The sequence below is a fragment of the Methylocella tundrae genome, assembly GCF_038024855.1.
Taxonomy (GTDB): Bacteria; Pseudomonadota; Alphaproteobacteria; order Rhizobiales; family Beijerinckiaceae; genus Methylocapsa; species Methylocapsa tundrae.
Genome location: NZ_CP139089.1, coordinates 1,513,616 through 1,530,254, shown reverse-complemented (window position 1 = coordinate 1,530,254; position 16,639 = coordinate 1,513,616). Strand labels below are relative to the sequence as shown.

The 16,639-nt window shown below is 57.7% G+C and carries 15 protein-coding genes; 12 read left to right on the top strand and 3 right to left on the bottom strand.

All coding sequences use genetic code 11. The features are described from left to right. Window positions 1-17 precede the first annotated feature (17 nt). The gene (locus tag SIN04_RS09565) at window positions 18-2,135 is read left to right on the top strand and encodes an ABC transporter permease (RefSeq protein ID WP_341264398.1); all 2,118 of its coding nucleotides are present in this window, start codon (window positions 18-20) and stop codon (window positions 2,133-2,135) included. Window positions 2,136-2,169: 34 nt separating this feature from the next. Here the strand turns inward: SIN04_RS09565 and SIN04_RS09560 are convergent, their stop codons facing one another. The 3 genes from SIN04_RS09560 to SIN04_RS09550 all read right to left on the bottom strand — a co-directional run bounded on the left by SIN04_RS09560 (window position 2,170) and on the right by SIN04_RS09550 (window position 3,990). Then, window positions 2,170-2,583, bottom strand: coding sequence for a hypothetical protein (locus SIN04_RS09560; RefSeq protein WP_134488642.1), 414 nt, complete (start codon window positions 2,581-2,583; stop codon window positions 2,170-2,172). Between the two features lie 143 nt (window positions 2,584-2,726). After that, the gene (locus SIN04_RS09555) at window positions 2,727-3,017 is read right to left on the bottom strand and encodes a hypothetical protein (protein WP_244605751.1); all 291 of its coding nucleotides are present in this window, start codon (window positions 3,015-3,017) and stop codon (window positions 2,727-2,729) included. Between the two features lie 220 nt (window positions 3,018-3,237). Beyond that, window positions 3,238-3,990 (bottom strand): peptidoglycan-binding domain-containing protein, encoded by a 753-nt coding sequence (locus tag SIN04_RS09550; protein ID WP_134488639.1) that lies wholly within the window; start codon window positions 3,988-3,990, stop codon window positions 3,238-3,240. Between the two features lie 972 nt (window positions 3,991-4,962). On the opposite strand from SIN04_RS09550, the gene mmoX reads away from it, so the two are divergent. From mmoX to SIN04_RS09495, 11 genes are all read left to right on the top strand, one after another. Continuing rightward, window positions 4,963-6,543: an aromatic/alkene monooxygenase hydroxylase subunit alpha gene (gene mmoX, locus SIN04_RS09545; protein ID WP_134488637.1), complete on the top strand. Its 1,581-nt coding sequence runs from the start codon at window positions 4,963-4,965 to the stop codon at window positions 6,541-6,543. 105 nt (window positions 6,544-6,648) lie between these two features. Continuing rightward, window positions 6,649-7,824, top strand: a complete 1,176-nt coding sequence (gene mmoY / locus SIN04_RS09540) for an aromatic/alkene monooxygenase hydroxylase subunit beta (protein ID WP_134488635.1) — start codon at window positions 6,649-6,651, stop codon at window positions 7,822-7,824. Window positions 7,825-7,837: 13 nt separating this feature from the next. Then, entirely contained in the window at window positions 7,838-8,251 is a 414-nt protein-coding gene (mmoB, locus tag SIN04_RS09535) for a methane monooxygenase regulator MmoB (RefSeq protein WP_197731958.1), read from the top strand. Window positions 8,252-8,276: 25 nt separating this feature from the next. Continuing rightward, window positions 8,277-8,789, top strand: coding sequence for an aromatic/alkene monooxygenase hydroxylase subunit gamma (mmoZ, locus tag SIN04_RS09530; protein ID WP_134488633.1), 513 nt, complete (start codon window positions 8,277-8,279; stop codon window positions 8,787-8,789). Between the two features lie 74 nt (window positions 8,790-8,863). Beyond that, window positions 8,864-9,163 carry a soluble methane monooxygenase-binding protein MmoD gene (mmoD, locus tag SIN04_RS09525; protein WP_134488631.1) on the top strand — a complete coding sequence of 100 codons (300 nt, stop codon included), beginning with the start codon at window positions 8,864-8,866 and terminating at the stop codon, window positions 9,161-9,163. Window positions 9,164-9,378: 215 nt separating this feature from the next. After that, window positions 9,379-10,431, top strand: a complete 1,053-nt coding sequence (gene mmoC / locus SIN04_RS09520; RefSeq protein ID WP_134488629.1) for an aromatic/alkene monooxygenase hydroxylase FAD-binding subunit MmoC — start codon at window positions 9,379-9,381, stop codon at window positions 10,429-10,431. A gap of 44 nt (window positions 10,432-10,475) precedes the next feature. Beyond that, window positions 10,476-12,569, top strand: coding sequence for a sigma-54-dependent Fis family transcriptional regulator (locus tag SIN04_RS09515; protein WP_341264397.1), 2,094 nt, complete (start codon window positions 10,476-10,478; stop codon window positions 12,567-12,569). A 33-nt stretch (window positions 12,570-12,602) separates the two neighbouring features. Then, window positions 12,603-12,953, top strand: coding sequence for a hypothetical protein (locus SIN04_RS09510; protein WP_134488627.1), 351 nt, complete (start codon window positions 12,603-12,605; stop codon window positions 12,951-12,953). Window positions 12,954-13,143: 190 nt separating this feature from the next. Beyond that, window positions 13,144-14,820: an Hsp60 family chaperonin gene (locus SIN04_RS09505; protein WP_134488625.1), complete on the top strand. Its 1,677-nt coding sequence runs from the start codon at window positions 13,144-13,146 to the stop codon at window positions 14,818-14,820. A 619-nt stretch (window positions 14,821-15,439) separates the two neighbouring features. Continuing rightward, window positions 15,440-15,790: a hypothetical protein gene (locus tag SIN04_RS09500; protein ID WP_174512304.1), complete on the top strand. Its 351-nt coding sequence runs from the start codon at window positions 15,440-15,442 to the stop codon at window positions 15,788-15,790. Between the two features lie 110 nt (window positions 15,791-15,900). Next, entirely contained in the window at window positions 15,901-16,380 is a 480-nt protein-coding gene (locus SIN04_RS09495; protein WP_134488623.1) for a Fur family transcriptional regulator, read from the top strand. Window positions 16,381-16,639 lie beyond the last annotated feature (259 nt).

Sequence of the window (16,639 nt, the reverse complement as noted above, 5' to 3'; positions counted from 1 at the left end):
CAGGAAATGGATCAGCGGTGTCGGAACCGGTGTTACGGGTCGAGAATGTCACGCGGACCTTCAGTGTCGGCGATGTCGAAGTGCGCGCCTTGCAAGGCATAAATCTCACGGTCGAGCGCGGCGAATTCGTCACCATCATGGGTTCCTCCGGGTCCGGAAAATCGACCCTCATGGCCATCCTTGGTTGCCTCGACAGACCGACAAGCGGCCATTACTTTTTTGAAGGCGTCGATGTCGCGGCATTGCATGAACCGGATCTGGCGCGGATTCGTAGCGAGAGGCTCGGCTTTGTGTTCCAAAGCTTCAATTTGCTGGCGCGCACGAGCGCAATCGAAAACGTCGGTCTTCCGCTCTATTATGCGTCCTCCGGGCCCACGGGCCGTGCGACGCGTACCGAACGCGCCCGCGCGGCGCTTCAATTATTGGGTTTAGGCGAGCGCGAACGCAACACGCCGGCTCAGCTGTCCGGAGGCCAGCAGCAACGCGTCGCCATAGCGCGCGCCTTGATCAATGAGCCCGGCCTGCTGCTTGCCGATGAGCCGACCGGCAATCTCGATACGAAAACCTCGCATGAGATCATGGAAACTCTGGCGGCGCTGAACCGCGAAAAAGGCGTCACCATCATCGTCGTCACGCATGAGCTGGACATAGCCGCTTATGCGGATCGCGTCGTCACCATGCGTGACGGTAAGATCATTTCCGATGAGCGGGTCCGCCCGGAAAAGCAAGCGGGCGCCGCGCGCAAACTTGCGCCCGGCGGCACGCCCGTTTTGCCTCTTGCTAAAGCGGAGTTTCACACGGCGGCCGCGATCCAGGTCGCGGGCTTCTGGACTTTTGCACTGATGATCCTTGCTGCGGCGGCACAAGCGATCGGGCGCAACAAAATGCGTTCCGCGCTCACGATGCTCGGCGTTTTCATCGGCGTCGCCGCTTTGATCGTCATGGTCGCTGTCGGCCAGGGCGCCAATGAGGCCGTCCGCAAACAGATCCAGAGCCTTGGCACCAATGTCGTCGTCATCCTGCCAGGCGCCGTAACAACTGGTGGGATCCGGGCCGGGTTCGGCAGCGCCAGCACGCTTACGGTCCAAGACGCGAGCGCGATCCGTCGCGAAGACCCCGCCGTCGCCCAGGTCGGCTATCTCATCCGTCAGCAAGGGCAGGTTCAATATAGCAATCAAAACTGGACGACGACCGTTCAGGGGGTGAGCGCGAACTACCCGCCGATCACGAATTGGCGGATTGCCGCGGGCCGCGCCATTACCCGGGAAGACGAGACCAAGGCCGCCCTTGTCACCGTCATTGGTCAGACGGTCTACAAACAGCTTTTCAGCGCCGGCGAAAATCCGATCGGCGCCTTTATCCAGGTCAAAAGCGTGCCGCTCCAAGTTATCGGCACGCTCGCGGCCAAAGGTCAGTCGCCGTTCGGACAGGATCAGGACGACGTCTTGATGATTCCATTCCAGACGGCAGAGCGCAAAGTGCTCGGCGTCGCAGCGCCTACACAGCAGCAGACGCCGATCAACTGGCGCTATCTGCCGCCGCCCAATCCCTACAACTTGCAACCGCGTCTGACGGGATTCGCAAATCAAATCTATGTCCAGGCCACGACGCCCCGTGAGGTGCAAACGGCCATTCGTCAAGCGAGTGAAACCTTGATGCGCCGGCATCGCATTAAGCCCGGCCAAATCAAAGATTTCGATGTCCGCAACTTGAGCCAATATGCGGAAACGGCCGAAAGCAGCAGCCGCATCATGGCGCTTCTTCTCGCCGCCGTCGCATCCATTTCTCTCCTCGTCGGTGGCATCGGCATCATGAACATACTGCTCGTCTCGGTGACCGAACGGACGCGTGAAATCGGCTTAAGGATGGCGATCGGCGCGCGGCGTTTGCACGTGCTCCTGCAATTTCTGGCCGAAGCCGTCTTCTTGAGCCTGAGCGGCGGCATCGCTGGCATCATAACGGGCGTTTTGGTCTCCGCGGGCATTTCAGCCCTCCTCGGCTGGCCGGCGCCGATTTCGGCCATCGCGCTGATGGGAGGGTTTCTCTTCTCCGTCGCGGTCGGTGTTTTTTTCGGCTTTTATCCGGCACGCAAGGCAGCGAGCCTAGATCCGATCGAAGCGCTGCGGTACGAATGAAATTTCAAAGCATCGGCACAGCAGGTTCTTGCCCTCAATGCGCCGGCGCCGCGGCCGGCTTGCAGACGCCAAACTCCGCGCGGACATGGTCTTGCGCATAAGTTTGGACGACGATGTGCCACGACGACCTGTCTATGCCAATGCTCAGATCGTCGGTATAACCGTCGATCGTGATCGTACTAATCGTTACTTTGCCCAAATCACGGCGTTGGGACCCTGCGTCGAAGACAAGCGTGTTTGCTTCCTCATCGAATGTGACGCTTGCTTGGCGGCTTGTGTCTTTACCGTCGGTTCCTGCGCTCGTCAGTGTGCAGTCGAGCCGTGTCGGCTTCGCGAATGCTTCGAGCGGAGGGAAGAGCAAAAAGGCCGGCACAAGGACGCCGCCGGCCACCGCCTGCACAAGTGACCGTTTGATGAACATATCGAACATTTCCGCTGTGGGGCCCATATTGCCTTGCTATCGGCGGAAGTAAAGCCGCTGGGATGGCCAGTTTGGCGCATGAGCGCGCGCAACCTTTGTCTGCTCTGCGCCCGTTACAGCCAGTCCCGGCCATGCGGCCTTTCTCAAAAACGGTCGTGCTGAATCCAGCATCACGAGCGGGGAGGCTCTCCGATCAGCATGGCGAGCGGCGCGAGCGGCCCGAGACCGATCAGCTGGAATTCCATCATGCCGCCGACGCCCAGAGGAAGTTTCTCCAGGAGTTCGTGCGCTTCCGCAGTGCTGGTCGCGTTCACGATGAAGACGACGCCGTAGCCCTCGGTCTGAAAGAACCACTGCTCGATCTTTCCGGCGAGATGATTGCGAACCGTCGCGCGAACCTCATGAGGCAGGACCGGCGCGATCGCCTCGGGAGCGCCCTTCGGCCGGCCTCGCGAGATCATTGGCGGCGTCACGAGCGATGAGATTGGCCTTCGCGGCGGCGCGTTGATTTCGAAGACGCGGAGGGTTGTGATGAGCGTTGGTTAAGTCGTACCCGTCAGGACTCGCGAAGCAGCCTGTGCCTGAGACTTCCCCACTTTACCTCTGCTCCCGAGTCTGCGGCGCGGCTGCGCCTGGTGCTGGCGGTTGGCTGACGGGCTCCGTGTCGGGATCCGACGCGGATCATGGCGGTAGCTGGGGAATGTTGGCGAACGGCGCTCCGCTCATCGCGCTCGCGAACGAACCGGACATCAGAGTCGCCGCGCGCTCCATGTGAAGATCAGATGCATCATGCAGCCAGAAAATCGACAGCCAGAGGGCGTCGGGACGATCACTCTGGCAGCGGATATAGCTATCGAGGCCGTTTGTAGCCGATGAGACGACGAAATAGTCGCTCTTCAACATTTGGAACGAGATTTGTCCGCCGTCAGCAACGACTTTGGCGAGAACAGCATTATAGGCAGCTGCGAGATTGACCCCTGGGAGCCAATCATATGTCACCCATACGCGCTTTTCCGGGTCCCTCCATGTGAGGCCATTCTTATCTCGCTCCGCCACCAAGCCAAGCCCCATTGGAACCCAGATCGGGTGACCGCGGTAAGGGTGCGCAACCTGCTGGAAACCCCACACCTTCAGAAGAGGCGCGCCATTCCGATAGAGCCTCGCCAGAAGCTCCTTATCGATGACGCCTGTTGCGGGAAGCCCATTGTCGGCTTGATAATGCGTCGTCGCGTCAAAAAGTCCGCGGCTGAAATCGGCGTCGGCGACTGCGGGCCAATAACCCGCCGTTGTCAGCAAGACTTTGAACAGAAACCGCTCGCCGATCGCAAGCTGACTAAAGGCGCGTTCCGCATCGGCGTAGCTCACGGAAGGCGACAGCGCACTGGCCGGCAAGCACCATATCATCAACAGAATAACCGCCGCCGAAGCACGCATGCCAGATCCTCGGGTCAAGCGTAGCGTGATCCGAGGTTAAACGCCAGTCGTTAGAAGTCGCCTAAACGGCGGCGAGCGACCCTTCGCTGTATCAAGCTAGAGTCGAAATGGCGGATAGGGGCTGTAGATCTCATATTGTGTACAAAATACATACAGTTCAAAATGGATACTGTATGGAATTTATCCAAATCGGATTTCTGAAAAACCCAAGGCGCGCGTTCGGCTTGCAGCTTGCCTCCTGAATGAGACAGCCCGCACAGGCCTGAACCAAACATATCGAGGGATAATCGATCTGTATGGAATCTATACACTGTATAAATTCCATACAGCGCTTTGCTGAGAGGCTCGCAGAACCAGCATAAATGCTATTATAGCTAGTTTGTCAGTTCTCCAAATGTTTTACAAATGAAGATCATCTGTCCGCCTTTGCGGGACGACGGACAGGAGCCTTGGCGTCCACTGGCGCAACAGGTTTCCAGCCGCTATCGCTCGGCCACGCAACCGGGACTTCCAGGACGGGCGGCTCTACAACGCAAGCATTCATACCATCGCCGGACGAGCGCTACGAGCGCAACTTCACGAGAATGGCTTCACCCCAATGCGGATCACGCCGGTTGAGAAAGGATGATGTCTTCGCATGTACATAAAATTCTAAACCAGGATTCTCTGGTGAAGCCAAAGCTGTGCTTGTTACTTTTGATCAGTGTCAAATTTGCGCACACCCGCCTGGATTAGAATAATCCAAATAATCTGCATTACGGTAATGGAATGTGATTGTGCTCTATGCTGCATGTCTCTGATATTTCGACTTTTTTCAAAAATGATGATCGGCGGCCGAAGCGCGGCGCCACACTTGCTGAAGGATAACGCCACATCGAGCCGACTGAGGAGCTCGATCGATAAGGCGCCGCAGCTTAAGGTCGCTGGCTGAAGCTCAGCCGGCGTTCAATGTGAGCACCAAGGAGGAGACATATGGCATTAAGCACCGCGACGAAAGCAGCGTCGGACGCACTCGGAGCCAACCGGGCGCCGACAAGTGTAAGTCCCCAGGAAGTGCATAGGTGGCTGCAGAGCTTCAACTGGGATTTCGCTCAAAACCGGACGAAATATCCCACCAAATATCATATGGCGAACGACACAAAGGAGCAGTTCAAGCTCATCGCCAAAGAATATGCGCGAATGGAGTCGGTCAAGGACGAGCGTCAGTTCGGCACCTTGCTCGACGGCCTGACGCGCCTCGAAGCCGGCAGCCGGGTGCATCCGCGCTGGGGTGAGACGATGAAAGTCGCGTCGAATTTCCTCGAAGTTGGCGAATACAACGCTATAGCGGCGTCCGCGATGTTGTGGGATTCGGCGAGCGCGGCCGAGCAAAAGAATGGTTACCTCGCACAGGTCCTTGATGAGATCCGTCATACCCATCAATGCGGCTTCGTGAACTATTATTTCTCCAAGCATTACCATGACCCCGCAGGCCATAATGACGCGCGCCGCACCCGCGCAATCGGACCGCTTTGGAAGGGAATGAAGCGCGTCTTCGCTGACGGCTTCATCTCCGGCGATGCGGTCGAATGTTCGGTCAATCTCCAACTGGTTGGTGAAGCTTGCTTCACTAACCCGTTGATCGTCGCCATCACTGAGTGGGCGTCAGCGAACGGCGATGAAATCACGCCAACCGTATTTCTGTCGATCGAAACCGACGAACTCCGTCATATGGCGAACGGCTACCAGACAGTCGTTTCGATCGCCAACGATCCGGCCGCCCAGAAATATCTGAACACCGATCTCAACAACGCATTCTGGACCCAGCAGAAGTACTTCACGCCCGTGCTGGGCATGCTCTTCGAATATGGGTCGAAGTTCAAGGTCGAGCCCTGGGTCAAGACCTGGAATCGTTGGGTCTACGAGGATTGGGGCGGCATCTGGATCGGCCGTCTCGCAAAGTACGGCGTCAACTCACCGCCGAGCCTGCGCGACGCCAAAAAGGACGCCTATTGGGCGCATCACGATCTCTTCCTTTTGGCCTACGCCTTGTGGCCGACCGGCTTCTTCCGGCTCTCGCTGCCGGATGAAGAAGACATGGAATGGTTCGAGTCGAACTATCCAGGATGGGACGCGCACTACGGCAAGATTCTGCGCGAGTGGAAGGCGCTCGGCTGCGAGGACCCCACGAGCGGATTCGTTCCGATTCAATGGCTGATCCAGAATGGCCACCAGGTCTATGTCGATCGCGTGTCGCAAGTGCCGTTCTGCCCGACCCTCGCAAAGTGTTCGGGATCACTCAGAGTGCACGAGTTCAACGGTCAGAAGCACTCCTTCAGCGATGATTGGGGCGAGCGGATGTGGTTGGCGGAACCCGAGCGCTATGAATGCCAGAGCGTCTTCGAACAATACAGCGGCCGCGAGCTATCGGATGTGGTCCTTGAAGGACACGGCGTTCGCGCCGACGGCAAGACGTTGATCGGGCAGCCGCATGTTCGCGGCGACAAATTGTGGACAGTCGAGGATCTGAAGCGCGCCAATTGTGTCTTCGCCGATCCCCTCGCCGGGTTCTGACAACATTCTCGTCGGATCGGTCCTCGACTGGTCCGGCGGCTTCAATCAGTTTTCAAAAATTTGGCCCCTCAGGCCATGAAACAACATCAATGGAGGAAACCATCTATGGCTATCGCCTCGACGACCAAGCGCGGGCTAACGGATCCTGATAAGGCCGCACAGATTATCGCAGCAGTGCCTGATCACGAACTCGATTCGCAGCGCCGGATGAATTATTTCGTGACGCCGCGCTGGAAGCGGCTCAGCGAATACGAGATTTTGACGCTTTACACGCAACCGAATCCGGATTGGATCGCCGGCGGTCTCGATTGGGGCGATTGGACGCAAAAATTTCATGGCGGCCGGCCTTCTTGGGGCAACGAAAGCACGGAGCTTCGGACAACCGATTGGTATCGTCACCGCGATCCCGCTCGGCGCTGGCATGCGCCTTATGTCAAGGACAAGGCCGAAGAGTGGCGCTACACGACCCGTTTCCTCGAGGGATATTCGGCCGAAGGCGCCGTGCGTTCCCTCGATCCGAAATGGCGCGACGGAATCCTGGATAAATATTGGGGCGCCTTGCTGTTCAGCGAATATGGGATGTTCAACGCGCATTCGTCTGTGTCACGAGATACGCTTTCCGACACGATCCGTTCCACGGCGACTTTCGCCGCTCTCGACAAGGTTGATAACGCTCAGATGATTCAGCTGGAGCGCAACTTCCTGTCGAAGATCGTTCCTGGATTCCCGGAATCGACCGAAGGCCCGAAGAAAATCTGGCTCACCGATCCGATCTATCGGGGCGCCCGCGAGACGGTTGAGGAGTTCTGGCAGGGCATCCAGGACTTCAACGAGATTCTCTGGGCCGTGCATGGCGTCTACGATCCGCTATTCGGTCAGTTCGCGAGACGCGAATTCTTCGGTCGGCTCGCAGCTCATTATGGCGACGGCCTCACGCCGTTCTTCCTCAATCAGACGCAGACCTATTTCCAGACAACCAAAGCCGCGATGAGCGATCTATTCTTCTACTCCCTAGGAGACGATCCCGAATTCGGCGACCACAACAGGACATGGTACCGCGCCTGGACCAACAAGTGGCTGCAGAAAACCGCCGAAGCTCTACATGACTTCCTCGGAATTTATGCGAAGGTCGACAAAGTCACAGGCGTCAGCGACGCATCGGCCATCAAAGCGGCGGTCGCGCGGGTCGTCAATGATTGGGTCGAGGATTACGCGAAGAAAATCGACTTTAAGGTCGACGCCGATAAGCTCATCGCCAGCATCACTCGCGACGTTAAGTGAAGGGGGGAATAAAGTGACAGCAAAGAACGCATATAATGCCGGCATTATGAAGAAATCCGGCGAGGCTTTTGCGGCGGAATTCTTCGCCGAGGAAAACCAGGTCGTGCACGAATCCAACACAGTCGTTCTCGTGCTCATGAAAAGCGACGAGATCGATGCGATCGTGGAAGACATCATTCTCGGCGAAGAGACTAAACGCAATCCGACCCTGGTCGTTGAAGACCGTGGCGGCTTCTGGTGGATCAAGGCCGACGGCAAGATCCAGATCGACACGGAGAAGGCCAGCGACCTCCTCGGCAAGACGTACAGCATCTACGATTTTCTCGTGAATGTCTCGTCGACCATCGGACGCGCCTACACGCTTGGAAACACCTTCACGATCACATCCGAACTGATGGGTCTTGATCGCAAGCTCACTGACGTTTGAGCGATCGAAAGGGAGGAATCAAAAAATGCCTAACTACAAAATTCATGAAAATCCCCCGCGGTCGGAGTGGCTGGAAAAAATCGCAGAGCTGAAGTCCGTGAAGGACGCAACAGCATTCATCCAGGACTTTCGCAAGAAATACACGTCCCCCTTCCGCACGAGCTACGCGCTCGACGTCGATTACCTCTTTATTGAGGCGAAAATCGAGGAGCGGCTTGCCGTTCTGAAGGCCTCGACTCTGTCTGCGGCGGACCTCGTCGCGAAGGCGACGACTGGCGAGGCGGCTCAGGCTGTCGCCGACGCCTGGATTGCGAAAATCGATGCGGAAAAGTGCAAATTTGCCGCGGAAAAAATCCTGATTACCTTCCGCCAACTCTACAAGCCGCCCGTGCTCCCGGTGAATGTGTTTTTCAAGGTCGACGCTTACCTTGGCAGCCGGCTGATGGAATTACGCAATACCGACTATTACGCCGACTCCCTCGAGGAGTTGCGTAAAAAGCGCGGCGTAAAGGTGCTGAGCCTCGGCGACGCGGCGTGACAATGTCATGAGTTTCCGGGCGTCGACAACTTATCTCGTCGTCGCCCGGACTAGATCGAGGAGCGCGTTTCGTGATGACTGCGACATTGGACTTTGATCATAAAGAAGAAGATGCGTTGAACCCATCGCTAGTTGATCGGGTCCGGTTCGCAGAACTAGGAACACGCATCGAAATCTTCAGGGAAGGCCGATATCGGGCGTTTGTCCAGGATCTCGAATGCGTGTGGCGGTGGGAGATCCATAGGGACGATGAATTCGTCCAAGAGGGATGTTCTCTCAGCGAGTCTTCTTCTCGGGAAGCGGTCGGTCACGTCATTTCGTTTTATCGGCGCAGTGATCTGCGTCAGTCCGATAAGGACGATGCGCGGAATTAGCGCTGCGGAAGAAAGAGCAGGCTCGGCGTGGATTGCGTCAAGCCGGGAAGGTCGGGCTTATTCTCTCCAGCGCGGATCGCACCGTTCTCGCGCTGCGCGCTCTCTGTTGGCAGCGCTGGGGGACGGCGGCTCTCACCCCGGAAATCGTTCAAACTTCGGTCGGGGATCAATTCGCGAATTGCGAGCTTTCAATAAGGCACTTGGGGAAGGAAATTATGTTTAAAGTGCGCGCCATAACAGAAGACCAACAAGAGCTCACATTTGAATGTTCGCCGAGTGAGGACGTCATATCGGGAGGCTTGAAGAGAGATGTCATTTTGCTCGCCTCCTGCCGTGAAGGCGGCTGCGCCACATGCAAAGCGGATGTGCTCGACGGTGATTACGAGCTCGGCAACTGTAGCGTTCAAGCATTGCCGCCAGATGAGGAAGAATCTGGCGTCGTGCTCCTTTGCCGAACCTTCCCCAGAAGCGATCTCGTCATTCAGTTGCCCTACACGCATGATCGTATTTCGTTCCAAAAGATCAACACGGATTGGCGTGGCGAGATCGTCGCCGTTGAGCGGATTTCCTCGAATGTCGCGAGGCTGCAGATTGAGCCCAAAGACCCTCTAACGGGCGAGGCTATCAAAATTCCATTCGTGCCGGGACAATATCTCGATATAGAAATCCCCGGCGCTGGCGTCAGGAGATCCTACTCTATGGCGACGACCAGCGTTGAGCCACGTCTTGATTTTCTGATTCGTCTCTTGCCGGACGGTCGATTTTCGAATTTTCTGTCGAATGAGGCAAAGCCGGGGCTCGCGGTCAAACTGGAAGGTCCCTTCGGCGTATTCAACCTGCGCGAGAATGGCTTCAGGCCACGCTACTTCGTCGCCGGCGGGACAGGCCTGTCACCGGTTCTGTCGATGATTCGATACATGCAGCAGGAGCAGCACCCGCAGGAGACGAAGCTCTTCTTCGGCGTCACGCATCAGCATGAATTGTTCTATATCGACGAGCTGAAGAAGCTCGAGGCGGCGATGCCGAACTTCAGCGCGCACGTCGCCGTCATGCAGCCTGAGCCGGATTGGCAGGGGAGCAAGGGCACCGTCGTCGATGATTTATTGAGACATCTGAAAGGATCGAAATCCACGCCGGATATTTATATGTGCGGGCCGCCGGGGATGATCGATGCGACCTTCGCAGCTGCAGCAAATCATGGCGTGCCGAAAGATCACGTCTACGTGGAAAAGTTCCTTGCAACTGGACAAAGTCAGGCCGCAGAGTAGGGAGGTTTTCAGAGGCGTTTGCCTCATAGTGTGGTGGTGGTGCTATGTACTCCGTCGTCCAGATGCCAAATCAGTTAAAACCGCAGGATGTTGAAGCGCCGGAGCAGGACGCTGGACTGTTCGGCGTCGACCGGCCGGGGGTGGCGTGGGACTGGATGATGCAGACCGGTCAGCCGCCCGAGGGCGACGACTGGGTGCGTCCGCAAGTATCGGAAGCTTGGTACCGATGCATCGAAGAATATCGGCTCTCGCCGCGAACCAGTCTTCTGCGCCCGCATGCGATCATGGATTTCGAAAACGGCGGACGCACCGCGCCGGCGACCAATCTCGACGTCAGGACGGCGCTGGCGACGATGGCGTTCAACCTGCAGCCGGTGCTGCGGGACACGAGCGTCAGTCTCCTTTTGGCCGATAGCGCCGGCACGCTCATTCACGCCTTGGACGCCGGCTCTAATCTTGGCCCCATGGGCCGTCGCTTAGTTCGGCTCGGCGAGAGCTGGAATGAACTCATCATCGGCAACAACGGGTTAGGAACAGCGGCTGTCTTGCGCGAGCCCGTTGCCTTCGATGGGAAGGAGCATTTTTCTTCCGTTCTTCACCCTTTCGCAACTGTGGGCCATCCGCTTTTCGCCCATGACGGCGGATTGGTCGCCCTGCTCGGGCTCATCACGGACCAGCGTTCGTCGGCACAAACGCTTCTCGGTTTCGTGCGCATCGCCGGCTATCTGATCGAGACGAATTTGTTCGAATGCCAGGCGCCTGGCGCTTTCATGCTGAGGATGCGCCTGAACAACATCGGCGCCGGCTTGACCGGACAAGATTGTTTGCTCGACGGCCTCATCTCGCTTGATGAAGAAGGCAGGATCGTCGGCGCGACTCGGACAGGGCTCAACCTATTGCGCGCCGAATGCCATTCGAACATCCTCTCCAAAAAAGTGGAGACGCTGCTCGGAGTTGCTATCGGCGATTTGCGAGCCTGCGCGAGCCGTGGCGAACCGATCGAACTCGAGATACCTGATGGCTGGCGCCTCAAGGCGGAATTAATCGTCAGGCGTCGTCCTGAGAAAGACGTCGTTCAGCCCAGCCGGAGCTCTGCGCTAAAGGAAACAGGCCGCGCCGCGGCAGGTCTTGTTCTTGGCCGCAGGGGCAAGGCCGCGAACGCGGAGCCGTGGCGCGACGCCGTCCTCGAGGCAGCGCTGCAGAAGGCGGTCAATCTTCAAAAGCAGAAGATACCGATGCTGATCACCGGCGAATCCGGCGTCGGCAAAGACCATCTGGTGCGCAGAATTCACGCGGAGGGCGTGCGCAAAGGCCGGCCTCTGGTGCTTGTCAACTGCGCGGCGATCCCGCGAGATCTCATTTCCAGCGAGCTTTTTGGCTATGTACCCGGAAGCTTCACAGGCGCCCGCACCGGCGGCAAGACTGGCAAATTCGTTGAGGCGCATACGGGCGTTCTGTTCCTCGATGAAATCGGCGACATGGCTCTCGATCTCCAGACTGCGCTTCTTTGTGCGCTCGATAGTTCGGAGATCGTCCCCGTCGGCGGCTCAAGACCAGTGACGGTTGACGTTCAAGTCATCGCCGCGACCAACAGCGATCTTCCCGATTGCGTGAGAAAAGGGGCGTTTCGCCGCGACCTCTACTATCGGTTGAACGGCGCCCAATTCTGGCTGCCGCCTCTGCGGGAGCGTCCCGATAAACTCGGTCTGATCGAGCATTTGTGGGAGCAGGAGGTGAAGGCGCAATACGTCGATGAACACAAGGCTTTGAGTGCCGAGGTATGGGACATTTTCGAGCGTCATCCTTGGCCGGGCAATATTCGCGAATTGCGCAATGTCTTGCGTTCGTGTTTGGCCATGACTTCAGGTCCCGAGACGCTCGTTTCCGACCTGCCGAATGATTTTCTAAGGGAAATGAGCGATTCCGCTCAAGCCGAGGAGGAGGGTGAAGCAGGGCTGTCGTCATACGCCAAATGGCGACCCTCGCCTGAGAGCAAGGCGCTCGCCGATTGGGAGGCGGATGCTATCCGCTCGGCGCTTGCCAAGACGGCAGGAAACATTTCCGAATCAGCGCGACAACTCGGGATAACGCGAGCGACTTTGTACCACAAGATGGCGCGCCTCGGTTTGCGCAAATGACGTCGGCGCCAACGCCGAAGTAAGGGGAGAAAAATGGACGACGAGATCGAACAGTTTCTCGCCGAAATGGCAAAAGGCGCCGAAGCCACAATCCACGAACTGGAAATTGAAGAAGCGACTCTGCGCGCCCTCATCGGTGATGAGCGCGTCGAGGAACTCGAGCAGCTCTGGACAAAGCAGCTCGATCCCGCCGACGAAGAAGATATCAAGCGTTACATGGATTGGGACGACAAGAAGTTGATTTGGATCTGGCATCGTCTCGAGCGCTCGCGCGAACGACGAGTCGCTGCTGGGCGCGCCTATATGATTCGAAGCCAGCATTCTACAGCACCCGCCGGGACGGCTCCAGCGAGGCCGGCGCGGGGACCGCGTAAACCGCTTTGATTGATGAACACGGTCTCGCGCTTCGATGAGCTCGCTTCGTCTGAGATGGCTCTTCGATCGGTTCAGAAACGTTTGGCGCGTAATCGGTCGAAACGCGCGCGGCGTATTGCACGCCTATAATCAGCGCGCGCAATAAGCAAGAACATAAGCGACTGACGAGGACGCGATAGGCGTCTCAAGGGAGGAAACAATGGCAAAAGATATTCGCTATGGCGACACGGGGCGTCGCAAGATGCTGGCGGGCGCAAATCTTCTGGCTGATGCGGTGCAAGTCACGCTCGGACCGCGCGGCCGCAACGTCATCATCGAGCATCGCACCTCTGGAATCCAGCCGCTTGTCACCAAGGACGGCGTTACGGTGGCGCGATCGATCGCGGTGGATGACCGTTTCGAAAGCGCCGGAATCAACATGTTTACCGAAATGGCCGGAAAGGTTTCGAAGCAGTGCGGTGACGGAACCACAACGACGATCGTTCTCGCGCGCTACATCGCTCGGCAGGTGTTGAGGGCGATGAGTTCCGGGCTCAATCCGAATGGCCTGCGGACCGGCTTGGAGCTTGCTACGCGAGCCGCGATTGAGGACATGGAGAGGCGGGCGCAGAGTTGCGCCGACGAGCGTTCGATTGTTCAGATCGGCGCGACCGCGTCGAACGGCGACGCATCGGTCGGAAAGCTCCTGGCCTCCGCCTTCAGCGCGGTTGGCCGTGAGGGCGTCATCAACATCAACCTCGGCAACGGACTTGAAGATGAAATCGAGTTTCAGGAAGGCGCGCATTGGGAGCAAGGCTGGCTTTCGCCTTATTTCATCACGGACAAGACGCGCAGGATCGCGGAGCTGACGGATGCTTATGTGCTCCTTTACGATCGACCGATCAAACATTTCGAAGAGTTGATTCCGATTTTGGACCAGGTGCGGCAGGCCGAAGGATCGCTCCTGATCATCGCCGAAGCCGTCGAAGACGCGGCCCTCGCAGGGATTTTGCTCAATCATGTCCGCTGCGTCCTGAAAGCCGTTGCGGTGAAACCCCCTGCCCAGGGAGATCGTCGCAAGGAAACCCTCGCCGACCTCGCTTGCTTACTCGGAGGCCGCGCCATATTGGAAGAAAATGGAGACGACCTTGGCCGAGTAAAGCTCGCCGATCTCGGTCGCGCGCGACGCGTTCAAGTCGGCGAGGATACGACCAACTTATTCGGCGGCGCCGGCGATCCCAGCGTGGTTGCCGAGAGACTGTATGGGTTGCGGCTAGAGACGGATCGACTGCGGAGCAGCGACAAGGGCTCTCCGACGGGCAAGCTTCATGACCTCGATGAACTCCAGGAACGGATCGCCAATCTCTCGAATGTCACGGCGACCATCAACGTGGGCGGCGGCAGCGAGGCGGAGATGAAGGAGCGCCTGCAGCGCGTAGAGAATGCCCGAAATTCCGTGTCCGCCGCGCTTGCCGAGGGCGGTCTGCCGGGTGGCGGCGTCGGGCTTCTTCGCTGCCGGAAAGCCCTGCGCGCGCTTTCGTCGACGGATATCGCGGTCAAACATGGCATTCAAATCATTGCGGATGCGGTGGGCGAGCCGGCGCGTTTGATTGCTCATAATGCAGGAGAGGATGCTTATGCCGTGACGTCACGGACGCTGGCGTCGGACGATGAACATTGGGGGCTTGACGCGAGGACCTGCCGGTTTGGCAATCTCTTCGAGGCTGGCGTGATTGATCCGTTACGGGTTACGCGTCTTGCTCTGCAGCACGCAACCTTAACGGCGGGTGCGCTCATGACTACCGAGTGCGTGGTCGCTAACGTGCCGCCCGAGGATCCGACCTTCGGTTATACCGGGGAGTGGGCGGCGGCGACCCGAGAGAATCCGCGCATTTGAGCTTGTCCTGCTCGACGGATAGAGCGCGGTTGAGGGGTAGCCCAAGGTGAGAGCAGCGGGCGCCACAAAACGCCCACTGCGAGGCAGGGCTCGCCCATATCTGGGAGTGAAAGGCTTTATCGAAAATCTGAGGGAGATCCTCGGGGGAACCGTTCTCACTATATCAAATCACAAATTGCGCGAATGTTTTCCGCCGCCCAATGCCTGACGAACTCACAGTGGCGCTCGACGGTCTTTGCGCTGTCCGGGGCGTCTTGTAGACCAATTGCTCTTGGTCAATTGCGGTTGTCCGCGCCAGCGGCGATATCCTCTCCCGCCATTCATCTACAGGGGCGTCCATGTAATCGTGTTCAGATGACATACAGTGTATGAAAATGGAAGGCCGTCGCCACTGAAGACGCGCGTTGGCAAGGCCATACAATCCAATGTGGCGTCCGTCCGATAGGTCATACATCGCTGTTTTATCGAGCGTGTCCAAGCTGCGTCGAGCGCTTGTCAACTAAATGCGCGCAGCGTCGATGGGTGGCACGTCTCCTGCTAAATGCAACGAACTGTTGCCGGAGCGAACGCAATCCGACGTGGGAGTCGGAGAAGCAAAGCTCGACTGGGAGACACTTTGATGCATAAGAGAAATTGGTATTTTATTGTTGGCGCGGCAATCGCGGCTGGCTTCATTTACACACAGGCAAATGCCGAAGATCCGGCGCGAGCTTTCATCGATCGTGTATCAGGAAAGCCGTTTACAACAGAGCGCACCGGTGTCTCATCAGCGAAGATTGAGACAAATCCGGCGCAAGAATTCATTGACAGAGTTTCGGGCGCCGGACAGCTCGTCGCCGAGCGCGTTGGGCCGGGTACAACGTCGATCACAACCGACACGACACAGGAGTTCATCGACCGAGTGTCGGCGGCGCGTCCTTTCATTGTTCAGCGCTCTGAAAGTCAACCGGGCGCCCCAGGCGCTCGTTGAGCGCTTAGGCTTTCTGTCTGGCGATAATCAGCGGCGCGGGCGGGCTGAGGCCAGCCAGTAAAGTGGCCGGATTTGATAAAAGCAAGAAAAGCACGAAAGGCAGGTGCGTGATGGGTGACCCCGGGGATGGGCCTCTCGTTGAGAGATCTGCTACATTGAAGTTTTCAAGCGGCGTGTTGTGGAAGAGATATGGCCTTCGAGCGACGCGGCAACGCCGCAACCTTGCGAAATTGCTCTTCGGCAGAGGGGACCGGCATTTGACGGCTGAAACTCTTGCGTTCGAAGCGCGGGTCGCGCACACACAGACGTCGCTGGCGACGGTGTACAACGTCCTAAATGTATTTGCGCGCGTCGGGCTCGTCCGCGCTTTGTCGATCGACCGCTGCCCTACGTTTTTTGATACGAACACGACCGACCATCCGCATTACTATTTTGAGGACACAAAGGAAATTCGCGATATTGGACCCGATGAGATTAAACTCACGGACCACATCAGAACACCCGAAGACTATGAAGTCTCCCGCGTCAATGTTGTCGTGACGTTGCGTCCAAAGGCGCCGGCGGCGGAGGGGCGACAGCGCACGACTTGAGGCGGGATTAAACAATAGGCGACCAATTTGCTGCTGGGTTACGGGCTCCAATCCATCAAATGACATGGCCGCATAACGCGCAATCCCTTTCCTCCAGACACCCTGCGGGCAACCCCGTCGTGCCGCAGGGTGTCTCTTTAGCTTCGTTTGAGCTGGCAAGAAGATATGCCAATTGAAAAAAGAGGATATTTAAGATCGCGCGCCTCGCCATTGTGGGTGACAGCGTCAATCGAGTGGGGCCGGTAAGCGTTTAGCAGGT